Annotated in this window: 22 protein-coding genes and 2 riboswitches; of the genes, 4 read left to right on the top strand and 18 right to left on the bottom strand. The window is 38.5% G+C overall.

The features are described from left to right. Nucleotides 1–87 precede the first annotated feature (87 nt). Both murJ and PLH43_RS01360 read right to left on the bottom strand, forming a co-directional pair. A complete protein-coding gene (gene murJ, locus PLH43_RS01365; protein ID WP_324359303.1) occupies nucleotides 88–1,665 on the bottom strand; it encodes a murein biosynthesis integral membrane protein MurJ in 1,578 nt (525 codons plus the stop codon). Between the two features lie 54 nt (nucleotides 1,666–1,719). Continuing rightward, nucleotides 1,720–2,961, bottom strand: a complete 1,242-nt coding sequence (locus PLH43_RS01360; protein WP_324359301.1) for a competence/damage-inducible protein A — start codon at nucleotides 2,959–2,961, stop codon at nucleotides 1,720–1,722. Between the two features lie 236 nt (nucleotides 2,962–3,197). On the opposite strand from PLH43_RS01360, the gene PLH43_RS01355 reads away from it, so the two are divergent. From PLH43_RS01355 to PLH43_RS01340, 4 genes are all read left to right on the top strand, one after another. After that, nucleotides 3,198–4,151, top strand: coding sequence for an L-lactate dehydrogenase (locus tag PLH43_RS01355; RefSeq protein WP_324359299.1), 954 nt, complete (start codon nucleotides 3,198–3,200; stop codon nucleotides 4,149–4,151). Nucleotides 4,152–4,291: 140 nt separating this feature from the next. Beyond that, complete coding sequence (locus PLH43_RS01350) at nucleotides 4,292–5,248, top strand: MoxR family ATPase (RefSeq protein WP_324359297.1); 957 nt, start codon at nucleotides 4,292–4,294, stop codon at nucleotides 5,246–5,248. Nucleotides 5,249–5,318: 70 nt separating this feature from the next. Next, on the top strand, nucleotides 5,319–6,443 hold the full coding sequence (locus tag PLH43_RS01345) for a DUF58 domain-containing protein (RefSeq protein WP_324359295.1): 1,125 nt from the start codon (nucleotides 5,319–5,321) through the stop codon (nucleotides 6,441–6,443). A 29-nt stretch (nucleotides 6,444–6,472) separates the two neighbouring features. Further along, the gene (locus tag PLH43_RS01340; RefSeq protein WP_324359293.1) at nucleotides 6,473–9,139 is read left to right on the top strand and encodes a transglutaminase domain-containing protein; all 2,667 of its coding nucleotides are present in this window, start codon (nucleotides 6,473–6,475) and stop codon (nucleotides 9,137–9,139) included. Nucleotides 9,140–9,251: 112 nt separating this feature from the next. On the opposite strand, the gene PLH43_RS01335 is transcribed toward PLH43_RS01340, so the two are convergent. The 16 genes from PLH43_RS01335 to cdd form a co-directional block, all read right to left on the bottom strand. Further along, nucleotides 9,252–9,446, bottom strand: a complete 195-nt coding sequence (locus PLH43_RS01335; RefSeq protein ID WP_324359290.1) for a PspC domain-containing protein — start codon at nucleotides 9,444–9,446, stop codon at nucleotides 9,252–9,254. Nucleotides 9,447–9,575: 129 nt separating this feature from the next. Then, on the bottom strand, nucleotides 9,576–10,814 hold the full coding sequence (glyA, locus tag PLH43_RS01330; protein WP_324359288.1) for a serine hydroxymethyltransferase: 1,239 nt from the start codon (nucleotides 10,812–10,814) through the stop codon (nucleotides 9,576–9,578). Nucleotides 10,815–10,961: 147 nt separating this feature from the next. Next, nucleotides 10,962–11,064: riboswitch (glycine riboswitch) on the bottom strand. A gap of 158 nt (nucleotides 11,065–11,222) precedes the next feature. Next, nucleotides 11,223–11,933: a PLAT/LH2 domain-containing protein gene (locus tag PLH43_RS01325; protein WP_324359286.1), complete on the bottom strand. Its 711-nt coding sequence runs from the start codon at nucleotides 11,931–11,933 to the stop codon at nucleotides 11,223–11,225. 20 nt (nucleotides 11,934–11,953) lie between these two features. After that, nucleotides 11,954–12,385, bottom strand: coding sequence for a hypothetical protein (locus PLH43_RS01320; protein ID WP_324359284.1), 432 nt, complete (start codon nucleotides 12,383–12,385; stop codon nucleotides 11,954–11,956). A gap of 683 nt (nucleotides 12,386–13,068) precedes the next feature. Then, nucleotides 13,069–13,542: a zinc dependent phospholipase C family protein gene (locus tag PLH43_RS01315; RefSeq protein ID WP_324359282.1), complete on the bottom strand. Its 474-nt coding sequence runs from the start codon at nucleotides 13,540–13,542 to the stop codon at nucleotides 13,069–13,071. A gap of 25 nt (nucleotides 13,543–13,567) precedes the next feature. Then, on the bottom strand, nucleotides 13,568–13,858 hold the full coding sequence (locus PLH43_RS01310; RefSeq protein ID WP_324359279.1) for a hypothetical protein: 291 nt from the start codon (nucleotides 13,856–13,858) through the stop codon (nucleotides 13,568–13,570). Nucleotides 13,859–14,052: 194 nt separating this feature from the next. Continuing rightward, nucleotides 14,053–15,033 (bottom strand): AIR synthase family protein, encoded by a 981-nt coding sequence (locus tag PLH43_RS01305; protein WP_324359277.1) that lies wholly within the window; start codon nucleotides 15,031–15,033, stop codon nucleotides 14,053–14,055. A 198-nt stretch (nucleotides 15,034–15,231) separates the two neighbouring features. Continuing rightward, nucleotides 15,232–15,915, bottom strand: a complete 684-nt coding sequence (locus tag PLH43_RS01300) for a DUF2225 domain-containing protein (protein ID WP_324359275.1) — start codon at nucleotides 15,913–15,915, stop codon at nucleotides 15,232–15,234. A gap of 25 nt (nucleotides 15,916–15,940) precedes the next feature. Continuing rightward, on the bottom strand, nucleotides 15,941–17,326 hold the full coding sequence (locus PLH43_RS01295) for a VanW family protein (RefSeq protein ID WP_324359273.1): 1,386 nt from the start codon (nucleotides 17,324–17,326) through the stop codon (nucleotides 15,941–15,943). A 110-nt stretch (nucleotides 17,327–17,436) separates the two neighbouring features. Continuing rightward, nucleotides 17,437–18,615 carry a tRNA uracil 4-sulfurtransferase ThiI gene (gene thiI / locus PLH43_RS01290; RefSeq protein ID WP_324359271.1) on the bottom strand — a complete coding sequence of 393 codons (1,179 nt, stop codon included), beginning with the start codon at nucleotides 18,613–18,615 and terminating at the stop codon, nucleotides 17,437–17,439. After that, nucleotides 18,612–19,775, bottom strand: a complete 1,164-nt coding sequence (locus PLH43_RS01285) for a cysteine desulfurase family protein (protein WP_324359269.1) — start codon at nucleotides 19,773–19,775, stop codon at nucleotides 18,612–18,614. The genes thiI and PLH43_RS01285 overlap by 4 nt, the downstream gene beginning before the upstream one ends. 194 nt (nucleotides 19,776–19,969) lie before the next feature. Next, the gene (locus PLH43_RS01280; RefSeq protein WP_324359267.1) at nucleotides 19,970–20,632 is read right to left on the bottom strand and encodes a PilZ domain-containing protein; all 663 of its coding nucleotides are present in this window, start codon (nucleotides 20,630–20,632) and stop codon (nucleotides 19,970–19,972) included. A 398-nt stretch (nucleotides 20,633–21,030) separates the two neighbouring features. Continuing rightward, nucleotides 21,031–21,129, top strand: a riboswitch (cyclic di-GMP riboswitch). An 84-nt stretch (nucleotides 21,130–21,213) separates the two neighbouring features. Further along, nucleotides 21,214–21,960: a DNA repair protein RecO gene (gene recO / locus PLH43_RS01275; protein ID WP_324359265.1), complete on the bottom strand. Its 747-nt coding sequence runs from the start codon at nucleotides 21,958–21,960 to the stop codon at nucleotides 21,214–21,216. Nucleotides 21,961–21,975: 15 nt separating this feature from the next. Then, the gene (locus tag PLH43_RS01270) at nucleotides 21,976–22,119 is read right to left on the bottom strand and encodes a YqzL family protein (protein WP_324359263.1); all 144 of its coding nucleotides are present in this window, start codon (nucleotides 22,117–22,119) and stop codon (nucleotides 21,976–21,978) included. A gap of 148 nt (nucleotides 22,120–22,267) precedes the next feature. Beyond that, nucleotides 22,268–23,161 carry a GTPase Era gene (gene era / locus PLH43_RS01265; protein ID WP_324359261.1) on the bottom strand — a complete coding sequence of 298 codons (894 nt, stop codon included), beginning with the start codon at nucleotides 23,159–23,161 and terminating at the stop codon, nucleotides 22,268–22,270. A gap of 24 nt (nucleotides 23,162–23,185) precedes the next feature. Further along, nucleotides 23,186–23,572 (bottom strand): cytidine deaminase, encoded by a 387-nt coding sequence (gene cdd / locus PLH43_RS01260; protein WP_324359259.1) that lies wholly within the window; start codon nucleotides 23,570–23,572, stop codon nucleotides 23,186–23,188. Nucleotides 23,573–23,593: the final 21 nt, after the last annotated feature.

The following is a 23,593-nucleotide window of genomic DNA, read 5'->3' as shown; positions in this document are numbered from 1 at the left end:
CCTATATATCGAACATGTGTTCTTAATAATTATACATTAACACAATTATATAGTCAATAACTTTTGAATTTCTTTACACAAAAAATTCTATTTTTTTACTAGTTTTTTAAACTTTGATAAAACCATATCTTTAAAATATGATGCCTCCTCAACCCTAAGCGCGAGCACAGCAATAGAATATACCAATGCCCCTAAGGCTATCTGAAAGATAAGATATAAAAGCTGCATAACCTTGGTTTTTGTACTAGGTACAAAGCAGGTATTTGTTATGAAAACAACTATTCCCATTATCAGTGCCGAAGGCACCACCTTCAAAAGAAATCTCAAAAGCCTGTCCAAATAAATGCCTTTCATTTTTTTGCTTAGAATGGTCAAAAGAAGAAAAGCATTTAACGCGCTGGCAAGGGAGTAAGCTAGGGCCATTCCCGCAACGCCAAGATTTGTCGTTTTATAAAACACAAAACTTAAAAGTATATTAATTATTATAGTGCTTCCTCCTATCAAAAGGGGCGTAAAAGTATCGTTAACTGCATAAAAAGCCCTGTTCATAACAGTGACAACGGACTGGCTCAAAAGAGCAATGGAAAAAAACATCAGGACATTTCCCGCAACACTTACAGCTCCCTCGTCAAACCTGTTTGTAAATTTAAATATGGTCCTTATTATCGGCTCTCTCAATACAATAAAGCCTATACCGGACGGTACGGTAAAAAACAGCACAGTTTTTATACCCTTTATAAGAGTGTTCTTGTACTCATCCACCTCTCCTTTCGCGATATTTGCGGACAAGGAAGGCAGCATGGCAATACCCATACCCTGGGCAAACACACCGTAAGGAAGCTGCCAGGTTCTGTCTCCGATATTCAGTGCTGTTGCCCCGCCAACGCCAAACAATGTTGCAAAAGTACCGCTAATAACTGCATTTATCTGTACAATGGCCGAAGACATCAAAGAAGGTATTGCAAGCTTAAAGAGCCTCTTTGACCCCTGGTGCTTCAAATAGAACTTAAACTTGTAATGCTTTAGATTTTTAGCGGCAAAGGACAACTGAAACAAAAAATAAATAAGCGAGCTTATCATTACCCCAAAGGCAACACCTCTGACTGACCATTTGCTATTGGAAAACACGATTATGCTCACGGCACTTCCAATATTATAAAGCGATGGACCGTATGCTGCTGCGGCAAACCTGTTGTAGGAGTTCAAAACGCCGTTGCAAAGTCCCGCCATCATAAGAAAGGCGACGGAAGGAAAAAGTATTCTCATAAGGTCAACAGTGAGCTGTCTTTGAGCCTCGCTTTCAAACCCTATAGCAATGAGGGAAACCAGCCAAGGAGCAAAAAATATCCCCAAAAAGCACATTACAACCATGGCAACAATAACTGTATTTATAAAGGTGCCCACCACTTTCCATCCCGTCTCTTCATCATCCCGGGCAATATAGCCGGACAAAATAGGAATAAGAGCTGCCGATACTGCACCTCCAACCAACATATCATACATTAGACCAGTGATTCTAAAGGCAATAGTATAAGCATCCCCTGCTTCATTAACCCCTATCAGGTTCGGTACAAGCATCTCTCTTAAAAAACCTGTCATTCTGCTTACTACAATGGATGACATAACAATAAGAGCAGCACTGGTAAGCTTTTTATTCTTTCCCAATTCGTATATCCTCCCGGACTTTTCTCTTGTTATTTTCTATTATAGTTAAAGGATTTATCTTTTTAGCTTCATTACGTACTTTCTTATCATATCAAAAGCATTAAGCACTGTCATGTTTCTTATTCTGTTTCTGTTTCCGGCAAGCCTAAGCTCCCTTGTATAAGTCCCGGAATCGTGTGCTATGGCAATATAAACCAAGCCCACAGGCTTTTCATCCGTACCGCCGTCAGGGCCTGCAATGCCGGTAACCGCCAAACCTATATCAGTTGAAGCAATTTTTCTTACGCCTTCGGCCATCTCGGTTGCAGTTTCGCTGCTCACAGCACCGTACCTTTCCAAAGTTTCACGCCGAACGCCGAGGTTTTCCATTTTAGATTCATTGCTGTAAGACACAATGCCTCTTTTAAAAACCTTTGATATTCCCGGCATATCGGTAAGCCTTGCGGAAATCAGTCCTCCTGTACATGACTCGGCGGTTGCTATCGTAATGTTGCTTGAAAGAAGCATTTTTGATGCCACATACTCCAGTTCCTCATCTTCTGTGCTGTACAACGCATCCTTCAGCCTTGAAGCTATCTCATTTTGTAAAGGAAGTATCTCACCAATACCCTCTTCCTCTGTCATAGATTTTACGGTAAGCCTTATAGTCACCTGTCCGTCTTTTGCATAAGTTGCTATGGTGACGCGATCCTGTTTGTCAATTAAATCCATAATCATCTCTTCAAGCTGCGATTCCCCTATTCCAAACACCCTTAGATATTTAGACACTATCCTGTATCCCGATTTTTCTTTCAGATAGGGAACAACAGTATCGTCAAGCATAGGAATCATTTCCGAAGGAGGGCCAGGAAGCATAACCACTATCTTTCCGTTGTTTTCAATAATACAGCCCGGGGCTGTACCGTTATTGTTTTCAACAACTATGCAGCCTTCCGGAAGATATGCCTGCTTGACATTATTGTCAGTCATCTTCCGGTTTATCCTGTCAAAAAAAGCTTTAATCCTTTGGAGGCTCTCCTCGTGCAAAACAAGCTTTTTGCCCAAAACTTCGGAAACAGTCTCCTTTGTAAGGTCATCCTGAGTAGGACCGAGTCCTCCGGTCATAACAACAAGATCGCACCTTTTTAATGCCGCAAGAAGACTGTCTTTAAGCCTTGCAGGATTGTCTCCCACCACACTGTGATAATACACATTCACACCGATATCGTTGAGCTTTTTGGATATATATTGGGCATTGGTATTTGCTATCTGCCCCATTAAAAGCTCGGTTCCAACCGCCAATATTTCTGCATTCATATAGAAAAACTCCTTAAATTTAAACTTTTTGTAACCTATTATATCAATTAGTGTAGTAAAATAAAAGTAAACAAACAAGTTTGCGTCAAATATTTTTTAGAATGCAGCATACTTATAAAATCTTTGCACGATTCAATATTTTAACATTTAAAACTTACAAAAGTTAATGACTTGAAGAAACCAAATAGGTTATAATATTACTATTATCAAACATATATTCACCAAGGAGGAAAAATATGAACAACAAAAAAGTAATTAAAAAAGTTACTGTTATCGGTGCAGGGTTTGTGGGTTCCACAACCGCTTATACATTGATGCTCAGCGGTCTGATATCTGAAATTGTACTGATAGATTTAAATACAAAGAAAGCCGACGGTGAAGTTATGGATTTAAACCACGGCATGCCTTTTGTAAGACCTGTGGACATTTACCGCGGTGATTATAAAGACTGTGCCGGGTCCGATATAGTAATTATTACTGCCGGAGCCAACCAAAAAGAAGGCGAAACAAGAATCGATCTCGTAAAAAGAAATACCCAAGTATTTAAAAGCATTGTCAGCGAAATTGTAAAATATAATAATGACTGCATTCTTCTGGTGGTAACAAATCCGGTAGATATTTTAACTTATGTAACTTACAAATTATCCGGCTTTCCCAAAAACAAGGTCATAGGCTCAGGAACAGTCCTTGACACCGCCCGGTTCCGCTATCTTTTAAGCGAGCACGTAAAAGTGGATGCGCGAAATGTCCATGCTTATATCGTCGGTGAACACGGTGACACCGAAGTTGCCGCATGGAGTCTTGCAAATATCGCAGGAATTCCTATGGAGCGTTACTGCGATGATTGTCATCAGTGTGAGGAACAAATTTCACGCCGTAAAATATATGAAAGTGTTAAAAACGCAGCTTACGAAATCATCGGCAATAAAGGTGCAACCTACTACGCTGTAGCCCTTGCCGTAAGAAGAATTGTCGAAGCGATAGTCAGAAACGAAAACTCAATTCTTACAGTTTCAAGTCTCTTAGAAGGTCAATACGGTCTTAATGATGTATGTCTCAGTGTACCGACAATTGTAGGCATGAACGGTATTGAAGAAATACTGAAAGTGCCTTTCAGTGAAGAAGAAATTCAGCTTCTCAGAAAGTCCGGAGACACCTTGAAAGAAATAATAAAAACACTGGATATATAAAAGCTGTGAAAAAAAGAGTCAAAAGCAAAGGAACGGAACGGTGCAAGCTTTTATTGTTTATAAATATATCAATTCGTATATTATTTTGATATAAAAATCATTTTTATAAAAACAGAAATTATTGTATTGGGGGACAAAGTATGCAAAGCTCAGTCGAAATTTTAAACAAAATCGTGTCAAATATTGAAAAGGTCATTGTGGGAAAAAGAAAGTCCATTGAACTTATACTGCTGTCACTAGTTTGCGATGGACATGTATTGATTGAAGATGTACCCGGTGTCGGCAAAACCAGCATCGTATCTTCCCTTGCAAAGTCTGTAAATGCTTCGTTTAAAAGAATTCAATTCACACCAGATATTCTTCCTTCTGACATTACCGGTTTTACCATGTACAATCAAAAAGAAGGTAAATTCGAATATCATCCCGGAAGCATTATGAGTCAGATAATACTTGCGGATGAGATAAACAGAACTTCTCCAAAAACACAGGCAAGTCTTCTTGAAGCAATGGAAGAAAAGCAGGTGACGGTTGACGGCATAACATACAATCTTCCCAGACCTTTTATGGTACTGGCAACCCAAAACCCTGTAGAATATCTCGGCACCTATCCCCTTCCCGAAGCCCAACTGGACAGGTTTTTTATGAAAGTTTCCATAGGCTATCCAGAAAAATTCGAAGAATCCGAAATACTCTCAAGGTTCCAGGACGAAAACCCTCTAGAGTCCCTAAAGCCTGTAGTAGACAGCAGCAATATATTGAATATCCAAAATGAGGTGAAAAAAGTCTTCGTTGATAAATCCATCAACAATTATATAGTTGAAATAGTAAGCCGGACAAGGTCCCATTCCGAAGTAAGCCTTGGTTCGAGCCCCAGAGGTTCCCTTTCATTATACAGAGCTTCCCAAGCATGGGCTTTATACAATGAAAGAAATTTTGTAATTCCCGAGGACGTAAAGCTCATGGCAATACCGGTGCTTTCCCACAGGATTATATTAAAGCAGGAAGCAAGGCTAAAAAAAATATCATCTGAAGAAATAATTAATACAATAATAAAATCTGTTAGTGTTCCGACGGTGAATAATTATGGTAAAAAATAGGATTTTATATTCAATTTTATATGTTCTGTCCTTGCTGTTTATCTATTTTTATGGGGGCAAAATTCCATATATGCTGTTTTATACGGTTCTTTTGCTGCCGTTTATTTCTATTGCCATAACATCTATTGCTTTTATAAGATTCAAATATATTCAAGAAATTGATAAACGCGAAGTGGTAAAGGGTGAGGAAATAAACTACACCTTAAGCATAAATAATGAAGATTTTTTCCTCTACCCATATATTAAAATTAATTTTTGCAATAGTGATACAATTTTTGTAAACCAATTTGATTCAAAATGTTTTTCTCTTCTTCCATTTAAGAAGAAAACCTTCAGCTATAAGCTTTGCTGCAAATACCGCGGAAATTTTTCCGTGGGAGTAAAGAGTATAGAATTCGAAGACTATCTGGGCATTGTAAAGTTTGTTCATCAACCCATTTCAATAAAAAATATTACAGTGCATCCCCGTCTTGTAAAGCTGGACAGCCTCAAGCTCAAAACAGACTATCTGTCAGAATCTCATGCTCTGTCAAACAACAGGCTTGAAAACACCATGACCTTTTCTGATATAAGAAAGTACATATATGGTGACAGCATGAAGAAAATACACTGGAAGCTTTCTTCAAAAATGAACGAACTCCTTGTGAAAAACTTTGAAGGTTCATCGCAAACAAGCTCCGCGATTCTGCTGGACATTAAGAAAAACAGTCATTCCTTTGAACAAAACTCTGTAATTGAAGATATGCTTATTGAGGCTTCCATTGCCGTAATTTATTACTGCCTTTCCAACTGGATACCAATTAACCTTGTATACTACAACAATAAAGGATTTAATGATATCGAAGCAAAAAATCCATTGGAATTTCAGGAAATTTTCAATATTTTATCCGGTGTCAAATTTGAAAACGATATGAATATAAAAGACGTCCTTAATATTTATGTAAAAAACAATATCTTGAAAAGAACTTCCATACTTCTTTTTACGTCCAATTTAGACTATGAACTCTATGAGGAAATTTACAAAACAAAACTTATGGGCTATAACCTCAGCTTGGTGTATGCTTTTCCGGATTGCATTGCAAATAACGTGTCTTCTGAAGTAAATGACATTTTAAATGAGCTTTTGGAAATCGGAGTTATGGTTTATAAAATAAAAACGGAAAATGACATTAAAGGTGTTCTGGAGCATAGATAGAACTTTTTTAAAGTGAGGCGAAGTAAAATATGTATAACAAAAGATTTCTCGATTATTTGGCCTGTTTCGTCATGGCAGCCATGATGAGTTTCAGCCTGGTTTATCCTTTGACTACCACGCTAAATTTCCCTTATTCATCTTTTTATATTTTAGGACTTGTAGCTATTATCCTTTTAATATACTCGGTACTGTTTACAAACAAATCTGTATCAAAAATTTCCGTGCCGCTTACAATACTTTCTCTTGTAGCAGGGACTATATTCCTGGCCATAAGAGGAGATTTGGCATATGTCATTCAGCCCTTTCAGTGGCTTTCCAGATATATTTATGACGAAGCAATACTTTCCGATAACTACTATGCTTTTTTCATTACCGCCATTCTTGCTCTGTCGCTTACACTGCTTGTATATATCTTTACTGTTAAGAAGTTCAGCTTTATGATTATTCTGTTGAGTGGATCAATTACTTTTGTATCCCAATGGATGCTGGATTTCTTCGTACCCCGTGCCTATATATCTTTTTACACCTTCGCCATATCGATAATCGCTTATTACTTCATGTATATATACAAAAAAAAGTGCCTGGAAAGCTCAGATAACGATTTTGTCAGCCCATCGGGATTTATACTCGGAACCGCACCCATATGCATCCTCATTGTCTTTCTGGCAAATTCAATGCCTGCAAGCTCCAAGCCCATCGAATGGAAATGGCTGGACAGCAAACTCAACAGCTTTTATAATGAACTTGGATTTGGCCATGGAAAAAACGCCTTGGGTCTTGACTCGGATTACTTTTCCTTTTATTCCACCGGATTTGGAGATGAGGGAGATTTGGGCGGAAATATACAGCCTAATAATATAAAGATAATGGAGGTTACTTCCGACCGCAGCGTTTACTTGAGGGGACGGGCATGCGATACTTATTTGGGAAACAGTTGGAAAAGTTTACAACAAGACAATGTCAATTTGAAAATCCCAAATAGAATGAGCCTTGATATTTTAGAAATGAAAACAGGCTTACCCCTCCTTGTCGCCAAACTGGATCCGGAAAACAACATATACAAATTTTCGGAGAGCGACGGAACCATACCCAACATTATTTCAAAACATAATGTCAAAGTAAAGTATGAAAATATGAGGACCAAATCCCTTTTTACACCGCTCAAATCAGAAAACTTCAAATTTTCGTCCAAAGTAGGTGATGCAGTATTAATAAACCAAGATGGAATACTTACCTCCAATAAATTCCTAAACAAGGACTTCAGCTATTCCTTTGAAAGTTATAGCCTAAATACCTACAGCGAAAACTTCAGTAACCTTCTAAGGCAAAGTATGCGCGGCCTGTACAGCGTTGAACTAAACAGGCTTACAGATGAAATCTATGAACATTTCTACAGCGAATATTTAAAGGATTTGTTGGACGAAGCAGAAAGGGCATACGATTCCGAGCCTTTGATGCTGAATAGATATTCAGTTCAGTTTTCAATAAAAAATATAATAAGAAATACTGCGGACAATATAACTTTAAGCGACCTGTTATATGAATACCTCGTTAATGGTTTCATAAATAATTATAATCTCGACAATATTTTTGAACGGGAAGATTTGGAGCAATATTTCCAAATGTGTATTAACGAACTTAACGATTCAGAAGACATGAAGAAGCTTGAGCAGTTTAAGTCTTCAAACTCCAATTCAGTCTATATTTACAATACTTACCTAAATTTACCTTCAGAGCTTCCTCAGAGGGTAAAAGACCTTGCCGTTTCAATAACGGACAATGAAACCACCAATTTTGACCGGGCAAAAGCGATTGAAAAATATCTTTCTTCAAACTACAGCTATACATTAACTCCCGGGGACCCCCCAGCCGACAGGGATTTTGTGGACTACTTTCTTTTTGAAAAACAGGAAGGCTATTGTGTGTATTTTGCATCTGCCATGGTAGTCTTAGCACGCAGCGTAGGACTTCCGGCCCGTTATGTTGAAGGCTTTGTTCTTCCTCCGCAATCAAAAGACGATGTTTACGAAGTCACAAATGAGCAGGCCCATGCCTGGCCGGAGATTTATTTTGAAGGATTCGGATGGGTTTCCTTTGAACCGACCCCTGTCTACCGGCAGAATTCGTTTTACAGCTTCAACGGCTTTAGGCACAATATGAGCGGAATGCTTCCCCAAACCACCGGCACAGGGCTTCAAAACCAAAACAATGATGAAGGAAACAAGCCCGATATGGCTCCCCAACCTGTCCAACGTCAAAATCCGTTTATCAATGCTGTCTTAATTTTCGTCGCGGTATTTGCAGGCTTTGCTTTCATTGTGTTGACTGTTATCGTCATCAATAAAATCAGACGAAAGCAAAAGCTTAAGGCCATCTTAAATATGCCGCCCAAGGAAGCAGTGATAAAATTATACGAAGTGTACCTAAATCATCTTTTGTACCAATATATGCCTGTACGTCCGGCCGAGACCCCTCTTGAATATGCAAAAAGGCTGGATGACTATGGGTACTTCACACCCCAAAAGTTTATTGATGTTGCATCCATATTCGTAAAAGCCAGATACAGCCCCAATGAAGTAACCGAAGAAGACAAATCAAATGTTATGAAATTTTATGAGCCCATAGTTTCAAAAACACGAGTCTCCTTAGGACGCATAAAGTATTTCTTCATGGCACATATACTTGGAAGAATATGAAACTCTCCTATTTATTAAGAGACTGCAGAGAATTTTTTAAATTCCTGCAGTCTCTTAACTTACGGTTCTCCAATAATAATTGAAATCGGACACAACAGTATATAGACTACCTTTAAAAAAACTGCTTTTTGGGCACTATAATCATTGCAGCTATATAAATGCCAATACCCGGAACAAATCCGGTCAGAACAGTGGCTATTACAGCAATAAGTCTTATGAGAGTCGAATCAATCTCAAAATATTCGGCAAGTCCTCCACACACTCCGCTAATCATTTTATCCGAATTCGAAAGATACAATTTTTTCATCAAAGGATCCCCCTTATAGTTGGCTAGTATTAAAAACATATTTATTATATTGTACGCTAAAGCATTCGTTTTGTCTGAAAAAAAACACCGGTGATTTTCCCCGGTGTTTTCTTCTTAATCAATTAAGCCTTATGCATATAAAGGGTATTTTTCGCACAGAGTCTTTACCCTTTCCTTTACGGACTCTTTTGAATTTTCATAATCAGTAATAGTAAGGTTGATAAGATCTGCTATCTCAAGCATATCCTCTTCTTTCATTCCCCTTGCTGTAACAGCCGGTGTTCCTATTCTGATACCGCTGGTAACAAACGGACTTTCAGGGTCAAAAGGAATACCGTTTTTGTTTACGGTAATGCAAACCTCATCAAGAATATGTTGTACGTATTTACCCGTAAGACCTTTATTTCTCAAATCAACCAGCATGAGATGGTTGTCCGTTCCTCCGGAAACAAGATTAATACCTTTTTCCATCAAGGCGTTGGCAAGAGAGCTTGCATTCTTTACAATCTGCTTCTGATACTCTTTGAATTCATCGGTCAAGACTTCAGCGAAACTTACCGCTTTTGCTGCAATAACATGCATCAAAGGACCTCCCTGTATTCCGGGGAAAACAGCCTTATCAATCATTTTCGCATACTCATTGCTGCACAGTATCAATCCGCCTCTTGGGCCTCTCAAAGTCTTGTGAGTGGTAGTGGTAACAAAGTGGGCATAAGGAACAGGGTTCGGATGAAGTCCTGCTGCAACAAGTCCCGCTATATGTGCAATATCCACCATCAAATATGCCCCAACTTCATCTGCTATTTCTCTGAAAGCTTTAAAATCTATTATTCTGGGATACGCACTGGCTCCCGCCACAATAAGCTTCGGTCTGTGTTCCTTTGCAAGATTTCTCACTTCATCATAGTCTATCCTGCAATCTTTTTGGCTTACTCCATAGGATACAACATTGAAATATTTACCGGACATATTGACAGGGCTTCCATGGCTCAAATGTCCTCCATGGGAAAGATTCATTCCAAGAATCGTATCGCCGGGATTCAATACCGCAAAAAACACAGCCATGTTTGCCTGAGCCCCTGAATGCGGCTGCACGTTTGCATGTTCCGCTCCGAATATTTTTTTTGCCCGCTCGATAGCAAGATTTTCAACGATGTCAACAAACTCGCAGCCTCCGTAATACCTCTTTCCCGGGTATCCTTCAGCATATTTGTTGGTCAGCGGTGTGCCCATTGCTTCTATTACTGCTTTACTGACAAAATTTTCAGATGCAATAAGCTCAATCTTGTTTCTCTGACGATTAACCTCCAGCTCGATCGCCTTCGCAACCTCGGGATCGATTTTCGATATTTCATTCAAACCAAACATAAAAAAACCTCCTATATTGATAAAGGGAACATAATATTGCGGTCAATTGCACCAAAGGAATAGAAAAAAAGCCAAATCCAAAGGATTTGACCTCCGAAAAGACTGACAAAAAGGAAGTATCGAACTGTATACGTCCATAAAAAATAAAATTCCTTCTCTGTCCTTTTGCCTGAGAGATTTCTGAACAGCTCCCCAAAGAACTGCTCATTTGCCCCTTCGGCGCCTTTACGGTCTCTCCAGAGGTGCGTCCGGCCATGGTCACAAACCTGAAAGTATCACTCCTTCGGTGCATTGGATCATCTCCAATGACTCTCCCATAGCAATCATCCGCTTTTATTTAATTAACAAGTAAAATTATAATAAATAATTACCTACTATGTCAACAATTATTTTACTATAAGCCTATATCTATACAGGGTCATTCCAATAACCGCTTGAGATAACAAGGCGCTCTCCCGAAAGCTTTAGCTTCCGGTTGATACTTTGCTCATAACAGAGCACTTCCCCCGTCTCCAAGTCGCTTATTTTTATCCATTCTATCTTCCAGTCGTCGCTCCCTTTTTTATAAAATTCAAAGGATTTGATGCTTGACTTTTGAACTCTCTCAGGCAAGCAAATATTGAAAGTGTCGATATCTCCTATTTCAAAATCATTGTGCCATCTCGTATTAAGATAAACCCTGTGTTTACCTTCGCAATAATGGTGAGAGCGGACACTGTCGTCAAATTTTATCTCCATATACACATTATCATCGGTTCCGGACCACATATCGTCACTTGTTTTAATTACTACCTGAAGCCTACGTATACCCAAGCCTTCGTCCCGGTTTATAAAATTGTCCATGTAGGTCCTGTCAAACATTTCAAAATCGTTGTAAAATCTTTTATCCAGCAACTTTTCCACACTTCCATGAGTTGTCTCCATTTTAAATATGACATCTCCGTCCGTTCCCGAACCAAAGTCACTGCTGGTTTTTACAGTAACCATAAGCCCTGTTATGGTATTTATTCTTACAACCCCATCCTGCAATTTGCCGTATGCATCCTCAAGCTGCTCTAGCACACCTATTTCAACGGCACTTCCGCACGGCAGTGCAATGTTGGATGCTTTTGCAAGCATAATACCGGTTCTTACATCAATTACATATATATTCTCCGCTTTCCATTGGTCATTTCCTGTAAGACGAAGGGTTCTTGACTATTGAGCTGTATTTCAAAAACCTTGTCCATCTTCCCCGACACATTATTGTTTGTTTTAAGCCCGAAAAATACCTTGCATCTAGTACCTGCGTTTGATGAATTAGCAGTTGCAGCAACAACCAAAATCTCATGGATTGACCACTTCAAGGTGTGTTTGTGAAGCATAATCTCACTTTTCTTGTATTGAGGCTCGCCTGCCTTTGGCTTTTCATAATATCTGTCAATTATTTTGTTGATGTTGTCAGTTCCGATAAGGCACAATTTCCCCATGTTCAGGCAACGTTTAAATTCCAAAAAAGGCTGGTCAAAGCAATTTTTATTCTTCCAAAATCTGCACCATTCCTGCTCCAGTTTTTGCTGAAGGTTGTTCATTCCCAGTGCAAGAAAAAGTTTTGCAGGATTGGTAAAATGCTCTTTAATGCTTTCAATAGCTTCATCATAGCTGTCTATATATCTCGGATCTCTGCCGGTAATATACGCAGCAATGGGACGAACATAGGGAAGGAGTATTAGGTCCTCAATAATATCTTCAACCTCTTCACTTATAACATCAAGTAAAGGAATTGATATATCGGAAACCGCATCCGCAATTGAAGAAAAAAACTCTCAGGCATTTCTTGCATCTTCCGAACTGCACAAATAATTAGCAAGTAACTTAATAAAATCCGGTTTATAGTCGGACCATGCTTCCGAAAAACCCTTGTCGATTATTCGCTGGGTGAATAGGCTCTAAACCCTAAGCCACCTTTCTATATACTCTTCCTTTTCGGTGATATCATTTAAAGAAACCGACCCGCCTTGAGCATTTTTTCAAGCAGCCTCTCATAATAGAATACAAAACGCTCCAAAAAGTTGAAATCTTTCAATTTTCCCTTCGACAATCCGCTTTTTCCTTTCAATGCATTTGTTTCCTCTATTGCACCACGCGTTGCAAAACAAGTACGAAGAAAACTTATGGGAATGTCAATACGAAAATCATCTTTAGGAATGTCGTAACTTATTAAATTATCGAGATGGGTTTCTATCGCGAGATGTATAATTATAATTCTTATTTCTTAGAAGATGGGATGGTTGAGACTAACTTTTTTCCAATCGTCAACTACCTTCAGAATGCTTGAGATTTCAGGGAAAGGACCGCCGGCATAATCACTTACATAATCGTGAGTAAACATATCGCCCGCATAGTGTATCATATATCCCAGATAAAAAGCCAAAGCCTCATTAAAATCACTGTCTCCCGGTGAGTAGGTTAAAAGCTTCTTTTGCATATAGGAAAGCCAACTACCGGAATTTCTCGGATGTATCCACCCCTGCCCGTCGAAAATATCGGGAAAGAAGTCCGGTCCTACTGCACCTCCGCGAAAATACGTAGGACAATTTTTTATAGCTCTGTAGAACATATCCGGCACTTTATAGAGCTTTCTTACCATCTTTCCGTTCTCATATTCTTCAAGCAAAAGGTGCCCGTTATTTTTTATCAGCTCATCTCGAAGCAGATTTGCCGACAATATATGCCCCTTAGGTTTCATATATCCCCCCCATTTATCAATTGATTTACTTATCAAAGCCCATTAGTTTCGCAAAGAAATTGTTTTTAATTCCGTTATTTTTATTAAACCAGAATTCTTCGTTTTCCCATTGCCTAAAGCCTGTTCTGTCCGATTCGCGTTTGTTGGCGTCCAAGCTGTATAGAAAGTCAATCACCTTAAAATCGATGGGTACACTTTTTGCACGGTCCTTGTACGAATCCGATTCCATAATGAGCTGTCCCTCCGGTGTATGAATCGTAAAATAGTAACTGCCCAAAGTCATCTCTTCTCTCACAACTCCAATCCAATAGCTCATAATTCCTCCTTTCCGCCTTTACAGCAAATTAGATATGATTATAACATTATTGACTTTACAAAAAACAACATCAAAAGATATTATAATACTTCTATCAAAAGAATAATCTTCCTTTTATAGAAAATTTTTCCTAAATATAAAACAACACCTTCCCACAAAAATAATACTTTATTCATTATGCAAAAATCGTTTTGTCAAACCTTGTATAACTCATCCGAACCGGGCTCACAAATATCAATGACTTGATTATCCTCACAAACAAGCTTTCTATCCGAATCCGCCGTTATTTGTCCGATAACGGCCGCTTCTATTCCATTTTCTCCAAGCTCTTTTACAAGGGCAGGGCCATTTTGGCAGGTTATTATCATGCATCCGCTTGATATAAGCTTTAGAGGATCTATCCCATAAACTTTACAGATTTTTCTCGTCTCATCTTTCACAGGTACTTTGCTTTTATATATCACCGCTCCGGTTCCCGAGGCCTGCGTCACTTCCCAGACAGCTCCCAATATGCCGCCCTCGGTCACATCGTGCATGGAATTTACGCCAAACAATCCTGAAATAATTCCTTCTTTTAGCACACTTACGTCATTTATAAAAGCTTTAGCCCTTTCCACTGTCTCCTTGCCGATTATGTCTACCAGCTCTTTTTCTTTGTCATGGGCTATAATAGCCGTTCCTTCAATACCTGCAGCCTTGGTAACAACAATGTCGTCTCCGGGCTTTGCACCCGATGTGGTAACCAGCTTGTCCTTTAACACCTTTCCGACGGCAGTACTGATTATCACTATCCTGTTTACGGCAGTGGTTATTTCGGTATGTCCACCTATAATATCAACATTCAAAGAATTTGCGGTATTGACAATTTGGGTCATGACATTTTCAATATCCTCTTCTTTTGTCCCTTCCGGGGCAAGAATTGTCATAAGAAGACCCAAAGGTTCCGCTCCACACGAAGCAACGTCATTGCAGGATACATGCACTGCAAGACGTCCCACCTCGTTAACCGCCCCCGTAATGGGATCTGAGGACAGTACACAAACATCCTTGCCGAAATCCACAGCACAACAATCCTCACCTATCTTGGGTCTTATGAGTATCTCTTTCCTGTTTGCCTTAATCTTGTTTATTATCAGCTCCGTCAGTACACTGTTCGGAACTTTGCCTATTTCCATATTTACCTCCGCTGAAATCCAATCAACAAGTTAACCTTGATATATGTATGTAAGTAAAGCTTTAATTCTACAAAAAATACTATGGCTCAATTTGCTTTTGCAAAATTTTCTTCATCGCTCGTCCATCATATTTTTTATATAAAATATATCATAATTTAAAGTAAATATAAAGCATTAATTTGACAAAAGATGAAATTTTTATCCTTTTTCCTTGGCTTCCTTTGCCTCCTTTGCCAAACGATATTGCTCCCTGGTATTATCAATCAGTACTTTATTTTCTCTGGCTTGAGGAGAGCTTATTATCTTGTTGAACCAAAATATCGCATCATCATATTTTTCCACACGCCTGCTTAGCTCTCCGATTATATATGCGCATGTGTATTCATCAAGTTTTCCCACCGGGAAGGGTTCGTTTTCATAGGTTTCACGATAATACCTTAATGCATGCTCTAAAAATTCCTTCTCCCTATCATCATTTTTCATTCTGTAGAGCCATGCAATCCTTAAACATACTTTTGCAAACTCAATTGGTTTTGCACTCATTTTGCAAAGATTGTAAAGAGCGAGTTTAAAAGCTTCTATGGCTTTCTCAATATCCCTTTCTCCACAGAAGCTTCTAGGTTTCCAATACTTTGAAATATTTTCTTTTACTATCTTTGCCTCAATCAGCGAAATGTTTTCGAATCTTTCTTGCAATGCCGCATAGCCACAGTGCTCGCAAACCCATACATCATAGAAAAGCGGATTTACGCTTTCATAGTAAATGCAAAAATCCGAATCCCTCGAGGCAACAACGCAATCCTTTGACTTTACCTTTGTAACTTCGATTTTTTTCTGACATACAGGACATACCACACTTTTGTTATACAATGAATCAAGCATTAATCCATCCCTCTTTTTACATAGTTTATTGTTGTTTTTTGGTATCACTATTGTCACTTGGGCCGACTCTTTTTAGTCCTTGTACCGGTCTGTAAATATCTTCGGATATTTTTTCCCTTTCAATAAGTCTGTTATTTTCGTAAGTTTCTCTATATACCTCCACTCTTAGCCCTTGCACCGGTTCTCTTTCAACTTCCACCGCACCTTTGGGCAGGGATTTGTCGACAATTATCTCGTCCTCTGGAGGGGACATACGCTCTACAACAACGGATTTCAGCTTTACAACACGATTTGAACCGCTTTTTGCTCCAAGCAGTTTTACAAATATTTTGTTTCCCACAACCGTCGCACTTATAAGGCAGGCACGGTCTGAGTTATTCCTGAATTTAAAGTCTATATATCCTTCCGATATTGTTGCATCCTGACCTGGCTCCACATAGCCCAAAGGCATTGAATGATTTACTCTTTCAACCACCTCAAGCTTTGCCTTCAGCACTGCAACATAAAGCGTTGTGGTGACCTGACACACACCCCCTCCGATCCCTTCAATCAAGCGGCCTTTAACTATAACTGGCGCATCTTTGTAGCCGTTTTCTTTCGTTCTTGTACCCAAAGAGGCATCCATGGAAAATATCTCACCGGGAAGCAGTACGGTATTGTTGATTCTTTCACACGCAAGCTTAATATTATGACTTCTGTTGACGTTGGATGAATTAAAAGCAGTGGAAAAAGAGGAAATTACCTCCTCAATATGCGAAATATCTTTGTACATGATTTTCGGATAAACCTTTAAAACTTCAAGCTCAAAAGATGAGAAATCTCTCCTTAATAATTTATTTTCTAACAAACTCAAATTTTTGTCAACGTCCATAAATCGCCCGATAATCTCTTTATCAAACGTAATTTTTCCATTTTGATAGGTTACCGTTGCATTTTTTGCATTTTCATCCACTTGCTTTTTGATACTGGTAATATATTCCTCAAGACGGGGTTTCGAAAAAACAACTTCGGAAAGCACGTTCCTTTTATTGGACTTTAGAGCCCTTATGGTTTTAAGCCTTTTTAAAACACTGCCATCCCTTCCTATTGAATAGGCACTTTCTATTGCCTCATCCAAAAGAAAGCCGTATGATATATCCGAAAGGCCAATCTTCCATGTCATGTCTTCGTAATTCAATAAAATACTGTTTTCGTACACAATCCTGTCAAGCTTTCTTTTTACCCTCTCTCTCGCCTCGTCAATGCTAAGCCCCGAAACATCAATTCCCTCTACAAAAACACCATCGTAGAAAGTTTTTCTGTTTAAAACTGCCATTATATAGACCGAGACAGACGCAGCTATAAGCAGCAAAACGCTTGCTGCAACAATTAAAACTCTATTTTTATTTTTTGAAAAAAAATCAAGCAACATATCCATACCTCTATGCCCGTTCTGCTCAATTGAACATCTCATTATATAGATATTGTTGCTTGTTTATATAATATTACATACATATCTTATTTTATTTTTTTATTTGTCCTCTAATCTCCCGTTATTGTCAAAACTTCAGTATTTTCCACTGCTTTGCTTATCAACTCTTCAATATCCAGCTTGCTTTCGGACTGCAATATCCTCTCTAGCTTCGGTTTTGTGGAAGGATGCTTTGCGACAAACACCGTGCAGCAGTCCTCATAGGGAAGAATCGATGTTTCAAAGGTACCGATTTTTCTGGCAATATCTATAACCTCGTTTTTATCCATACCTATGAGGGGCCTAAAAACCGGAAGACTTACTACAGCATTTGTAACCGCAAGACTTTGAATTGTCTGGCTTGCAACCTGGCCGACACTCTCTCCGGTCACCAAAGCCAAAGCTCCTGTCTTGTTTGCAATTATTTCTGCTATTCTCATCATGGCTCTTCTCATAATTATTGTCAATTCTTCGTGGGGACATTTGTCGTTTATCTCCAATTGAATATCGGTAAAGGGCACAATATGGAGATTAATTTTTTGACAGTACGAAGCCAGAATTTTTGCCAGTTCAATAACCTTCTCTTTCGCTCTCTCACTGGTGTAAGGATAGCTGTAAAAATGCACTGCATCTATCTCAACACCTCTTTTGGCTATCATCCAGCCGGCCACAGGGCTGTCAATACCTCCCGACAGCAAAAGCATTGCCTTTCCATTGCTTCCTAAGGGCATTCCGCAAACTGCCGGAATTATCTCCGAGTAAATATATGTGAACTCCCTTACTTCCACATACAAAATAAAATCTGGTTTTTTCACGTCTACACTAAGTTCGGGAACGTTTCTTAAAACATATCCTCCCAGCTCCCTGCTTATCTCGGGTGAATCCATGGGAAAACGCTTGTTTCCACGCTTTGTCTCAACTTTAAAAGTTTTATAGCCTTCCCGCTTTACAAGGTCCTTTACCATTTTTACCGAATTCTCTTTTATGATTTCAAAATCCGAATCTATCTTCCATACCGGACTTACTGAAACAATTCCGAAAACCTTTGATAAGAGCTTTAACGCCTCGTCAAAATCATAGTTTTCCACTTCGGGCTCAATATATATCCTTGCTTGGGACCTGGTAATAGAAACCTTTCCCAGTTTATGAATGGCCTTTTTTATGTTGCTTATAAGTTTGCTTTCAAATACAGGCCTGTTTAAGCCTTTTAAAAGTATTTCACCATATCTTACTAAAATTACTTTTTTCATCTTCTTCCTCCACGCTTTATTCTTATTTTTGGCAAAATATCTTTTACAGCTTCCACCGTCTTAATTATATCCTCTTCGGTATTAAAGGACGAAAAGCTGAATCTAATTGCACCTTCAATTATTTCAGGCTTGATTCCCATTGCCCTAAGCACATGGCTTAAAACCTGTTTTCTTGAAGAGCAGGCTGCCCCTGTTGACACATAAATATTTTTTGCTTCCAAATGGTGCAAAAGCACCTCCGCGCGAACATTTGGAAAAGCAACATTCAAAATATAAGGGGATGAACCTTCGGGAGATATTATTACCACATCCTCAACCTCTTTTTTAAGCATGTCCGAAAGCATGGTTTTTAAATTCTCACAATGCTTGGCGCTCTCCTCCATTGTCCTGAAGGTCATATCCACTGCCACACCAAAACCGCAGATTCCGGGAACATTTTCAGTACCGGATCTCAATTGGCTCTCCTGGCCTCCGCCAAAAATAATCGGTTTTAATTTTATGTTGCTGCCGGCATACAAGGCTCCTACTCCTTTCGGCCCGTGAATTTTGTGGGAGCTCATGGTTAAAATATCAATACCCTGTTTTTTTGGGGCAATTTTTATCTTTCCGTATGCCTGAACCGCATCAACATGCAGCACTATATCCTTGTTTATACTGTTTTTTAATTCAACAATCTCATCAACAGGCTGAACTGCACCTGTCTCGTTGTTAATGTAAATCACACTTATTAGAGAAGTCTCTTCATTTATCTTTTTTCTTAAATCATCAACAATCACTATTCCGTTTTTATCAACATCTATAAAATCAACACTGTATCCGTATTGGGATAAGTTGTTATACACTTCCAGGACGGAAGGATGCTCAATTTTCGTTGTAATAATATGCTTTCCCTTTCGAGGGTTTGCATAGAGATATCCTGCAATTGCAAGATTGTTTGCCTCTGTTCCGCCGGATGTAAAATAAATCTCATCCCTTGACACTCCCAAAGATTTTGCCACACTCTCCCTGGCATTTCTCACCATTCTTTCGGCCTCAATCCCTTTGGTATGTAAAGAGGAAGGATTGCCGTAAACGTTCAGGCTTATATGGCTTACAAACTCGATAACCTCATCATACGGCCTTGTAGTGGCACTGTTGTCAAGATAAATTTCCTTACTCATTTTGGTTCCTTTCTATAGTCTCCTTTAAGTTATTTGTATTCAATAAAGCAAAATTAAGACTTACACTTTAGAATATTCTAACATACAATATATAGTTTAACCAATAAAATCTTCATTTTTAAAGGAAATATTAAAAAAATGCATATAAAAAAGTCCTTCCACGTAACTGGAAAGACCGATTTTTTTGAAGCAATTCATCTATAATCCGAATCGAGCCATTTTAAGTAGTGATAAAGGCACTTTAGGTTGTTCTCCGATATGCCTCTTATTTCTATGCCGTATTCAAAATAATCGCTCATCTTGTTTGTCCTCACTACTGATCCGCTGAAAACAAGTTTGTTTGTCCTGTCCAGTAAAATTTCCACCTCAAGAACATCTTCCTTTGTAAGCTGATCGCTGCAATTTATCTTAATACCTCCGGAACTCATGTTTTTCACAACAGCAAAAACAAGCTTGGAAGTTCCGCATACCCTGATATTGGCCATAAGACTCACATAAAATCTCTCGTGCTTTCTTAAATCCTTTAATTTTTCAACCTTGTTTATTCTCACATCAATAAGCAAAGGGCTGATATCATAAACATGATTAACACTTCCATCCATTACATAAAGCTCATTGGTGTTGGAATAGTTTATGACAACATGGTCTCCCGGAAAGAAAAGGGTCTCTTTTAAAACATCTTTTGCCTCCAGCTTTATGACATCATCCTCTTTATCTAGAACTTCAGCATTTATGTACTCAAACATTTTAAAATGCTTTATGTCAACTCCAGAGCCAAGTTTAATGACTTTTGTATGATTTCTGCTTCCAAAGACATTAAATAGTCCTGCATCCCCATCCAGATTATACCTTGTCATACCTCCACTCCTTCCGAGTTGAATTCCAAATATAAATAACAATTGACTTAAATAATTACAATTCCGGATTTATATCAAACAGGTCATACACCCATGCTTGCGCCAAGTAGTGATTCAAAGAAACAAAACTTTCCAGAATGTCAAGTTTAAAGTTTGCTAAAATTCATTAAAATATCTAGGATAAACAACGACAGAAATATATTTACGTTTTAATTATACCATTAATTACTTTCAAATTACAGTATATTATTTAAATTTTTATGAATAGTAATATTTTATAAGGAAATCGTAAAAAAGTACTCAACTACCCCTTTATTTTTTAAAATTGCTGTGCTATAATAAATATATAGTTCAATATTTCCTCCCGAAAAAGGTATAAGGAGATATAAACTGTGACTTATGAAACAGGGCAAAATCACCGAAAGGTGATGACGCAAAGCCGTGGGTCTAACGTTTTAAATACTTTTGTTTAAAGCTATGATTGCCAGGCTGCCATTAAAAGTCCTGTTTATTCTCTTCGAAATAAATCTAAAAGGAAATAGGTCATAAGATATTTCCTTATACCACTTTTTTTTTAAGCTTTACACACTCAAGGTCTTGATAAAATCCAGCTTGTTATAATTTTTTTCCAGTCTGTCTTTCATATATCTTTGTGAAACTTTGCCAAGTTCCTCCAACACATTTTCGGATACCTCAAAACTGAACAAATTGTTCATTTTGCTATGCACTATATAGTTTAGCGCTTTTGCAGCACCTTCGGAAATCCTTAATGCCCCTTTATCCTTCTCAACACATTTTGTGCATAAAAAACCGCACTTTAAAAAGCTAAAGTGCATACTGTCAAAAAGGGTGCTGCCGCACTCGGTGCAGCTGCTCACCCATGGTGCATATCCAATTGTTGAAAGAAGTCTTATCTCGAATATTCTTACTATTTGCAACGGAAGCTTATCCGTTTTCGAAAGCATGTACAATGAGTTTAAAAAAAGCTGCAACAACCTGGATGCAGGTTGATTTTCCAAAATGACATCATTTACTATATCTATCATATGGGCAGCATATGTCAATCTTTCAAGATCGTTTCGGATATCATAAAAAGACTCAATAACATCACAACTATTGACGGAATACATGTCCTTGCCTTTAAAAAGAACGAATTCGCTGTAGCACAATAACTGCGTTCCTGCAACCAAGTGGCTTTTCGGCCTTCTTGCACCCTTTGCCAAAGCAGATATCTTGCCTTTGTTTTTTGAAAATACGGTTATTATCCTGTCAGCCTCTCCTGTATTAACTTCTTTTATAACTATTCCTGAAGTTTTTAAATAACTCATATCTGTTCTATCCCTCTAATGATGGGCACTTGCAACCTCATCCCTTGCTATCTCAGTCTCTCTTGCAGCTTTGGTCTTTTCTTCTATTTCTTTAAAAAATATATATGTTGTAATGTCTCCTGTATTTTCAAAAGCCTTCCATGCAAACTCTTTTAACATAAATGTATTCCCCCTTATTATTTCTTGATAATAATTAGGTTACACTAAAAATTCATTTGTATACTTGAAAATTTATCATATGCTTTTTACCCGGGAACCACACTTATGTATCAGCTTGAATGCTGTTTTACACAAGAGTTTCAGGCATCTATTTCTTATATCCCAGCGTCTTTAACATAAATTCATTGTTTCGCCAGTCGGGTTTTACTTTGACCCATAGCTCCAAAAACACCTTTGTACCGAAAAGTCTCTCTATTTCCGTCCTTGAAAGACTGCCTATTTTCTTCAGCATCCTGCCTTCTTTACCGATGACAATCCCTTTATGACTGTCCTTTTCGCAGTAAATGTTGGCCTGGATATCCAGAATATCCTTGTCTTCCCTCTTTTTAAACGTCAAAACCTCAACACCGACACCATGGGGCACTTCGTCGCTCAAAAGCTCCAGCATCTTCTCCCTTATAAGCTCTGCTGCTATTACTTTTTCAGGCTGGTCGGTTATCATATCGTCCGGAAAATATTTCGGACCTTCCGGTAAAACTTTTTTAATCTCCTCTTTTATAATTTCCACGCTTTTATCTTCAAGAGCAGAAATAGGTATAATCTGAGAAAAATCCATAATCTCCTTGTAGGCTGCTATTGTAGGAAGTATTCTTTCCTTTTCCACAAGGTCGATTTTATTTATCAAACAAAATACAGGAGTCTTTAACTTCTTAAGCTGCTCTACAATATATAAATCTCCCTGTCCCGGCTTCATATCCGTTGCTTCAACCAAAAACAACACCAAATCAACTTCATTTAGGGAATCGATTGCAATATTGACCATGAAATCCCCCAATTTTGTTTTTGGCTTATGTATACCGGGAGTATCAATATATATTATTTGATAGTCCTCTCCTGTGTCTATTGCCCGTATAGTATTTCTGGTTGTCTGGGGCTTGTCTGACATAATTGCGATTTTTTCTCCGGTAAACTTGTTAAGCAAAGTAGACTTACCTACATTGGGCCTGCCCACAATTGAGACAAAGCCTGATTTAAAAGCCATATACTCTCCCTCCGGTCAAAAATGTTAGAACTTAGAAAAGGCATTCGGCAAAAGCTGGCCAAGCGTAAAAACCGTAAATTCTCCATTTTTATTGCCACAAATTACTCTGGTGTCATCGTCACCGAATTCTCTGAGCACCTGCCTGCATATGCCGCACGGAAAAGTGTACTCATCACTGTCGCTGGATATGGCTACAGCCACTATTTCGCGTTCGCCTGCGGATACCGCCTTGAAAACCGCTGTCCTTTCCGCACAGATGGTGGCACCGAAACTGGCATTTTCCACGTTCACTCCTCCAAAGGTTTTGCCACTTTTGGTAAGTACAGCAGCACCAACCCTGAAATTGGAATACGGGGAATAGGAGTTCTTTTTCATGTCTTCTGCTATGGCCAGCAGCCTTCTGTCGTCCATTTTTCCGCCTCCAAATATATA

Source organism: Acetivibrio sp. (assembly GCF_035371925.1).
Taxonomy (GTDB): domain Bacteria; phylum Bacillota; class Clostridia; order Acetivibrionales; family Acetivibrionaceae; genus Hungateiclostridium.
Note: the sequence above shows the minus strand (reverse complement) of the source record. Positions and strands in the feature narration are given on the sequence as shown.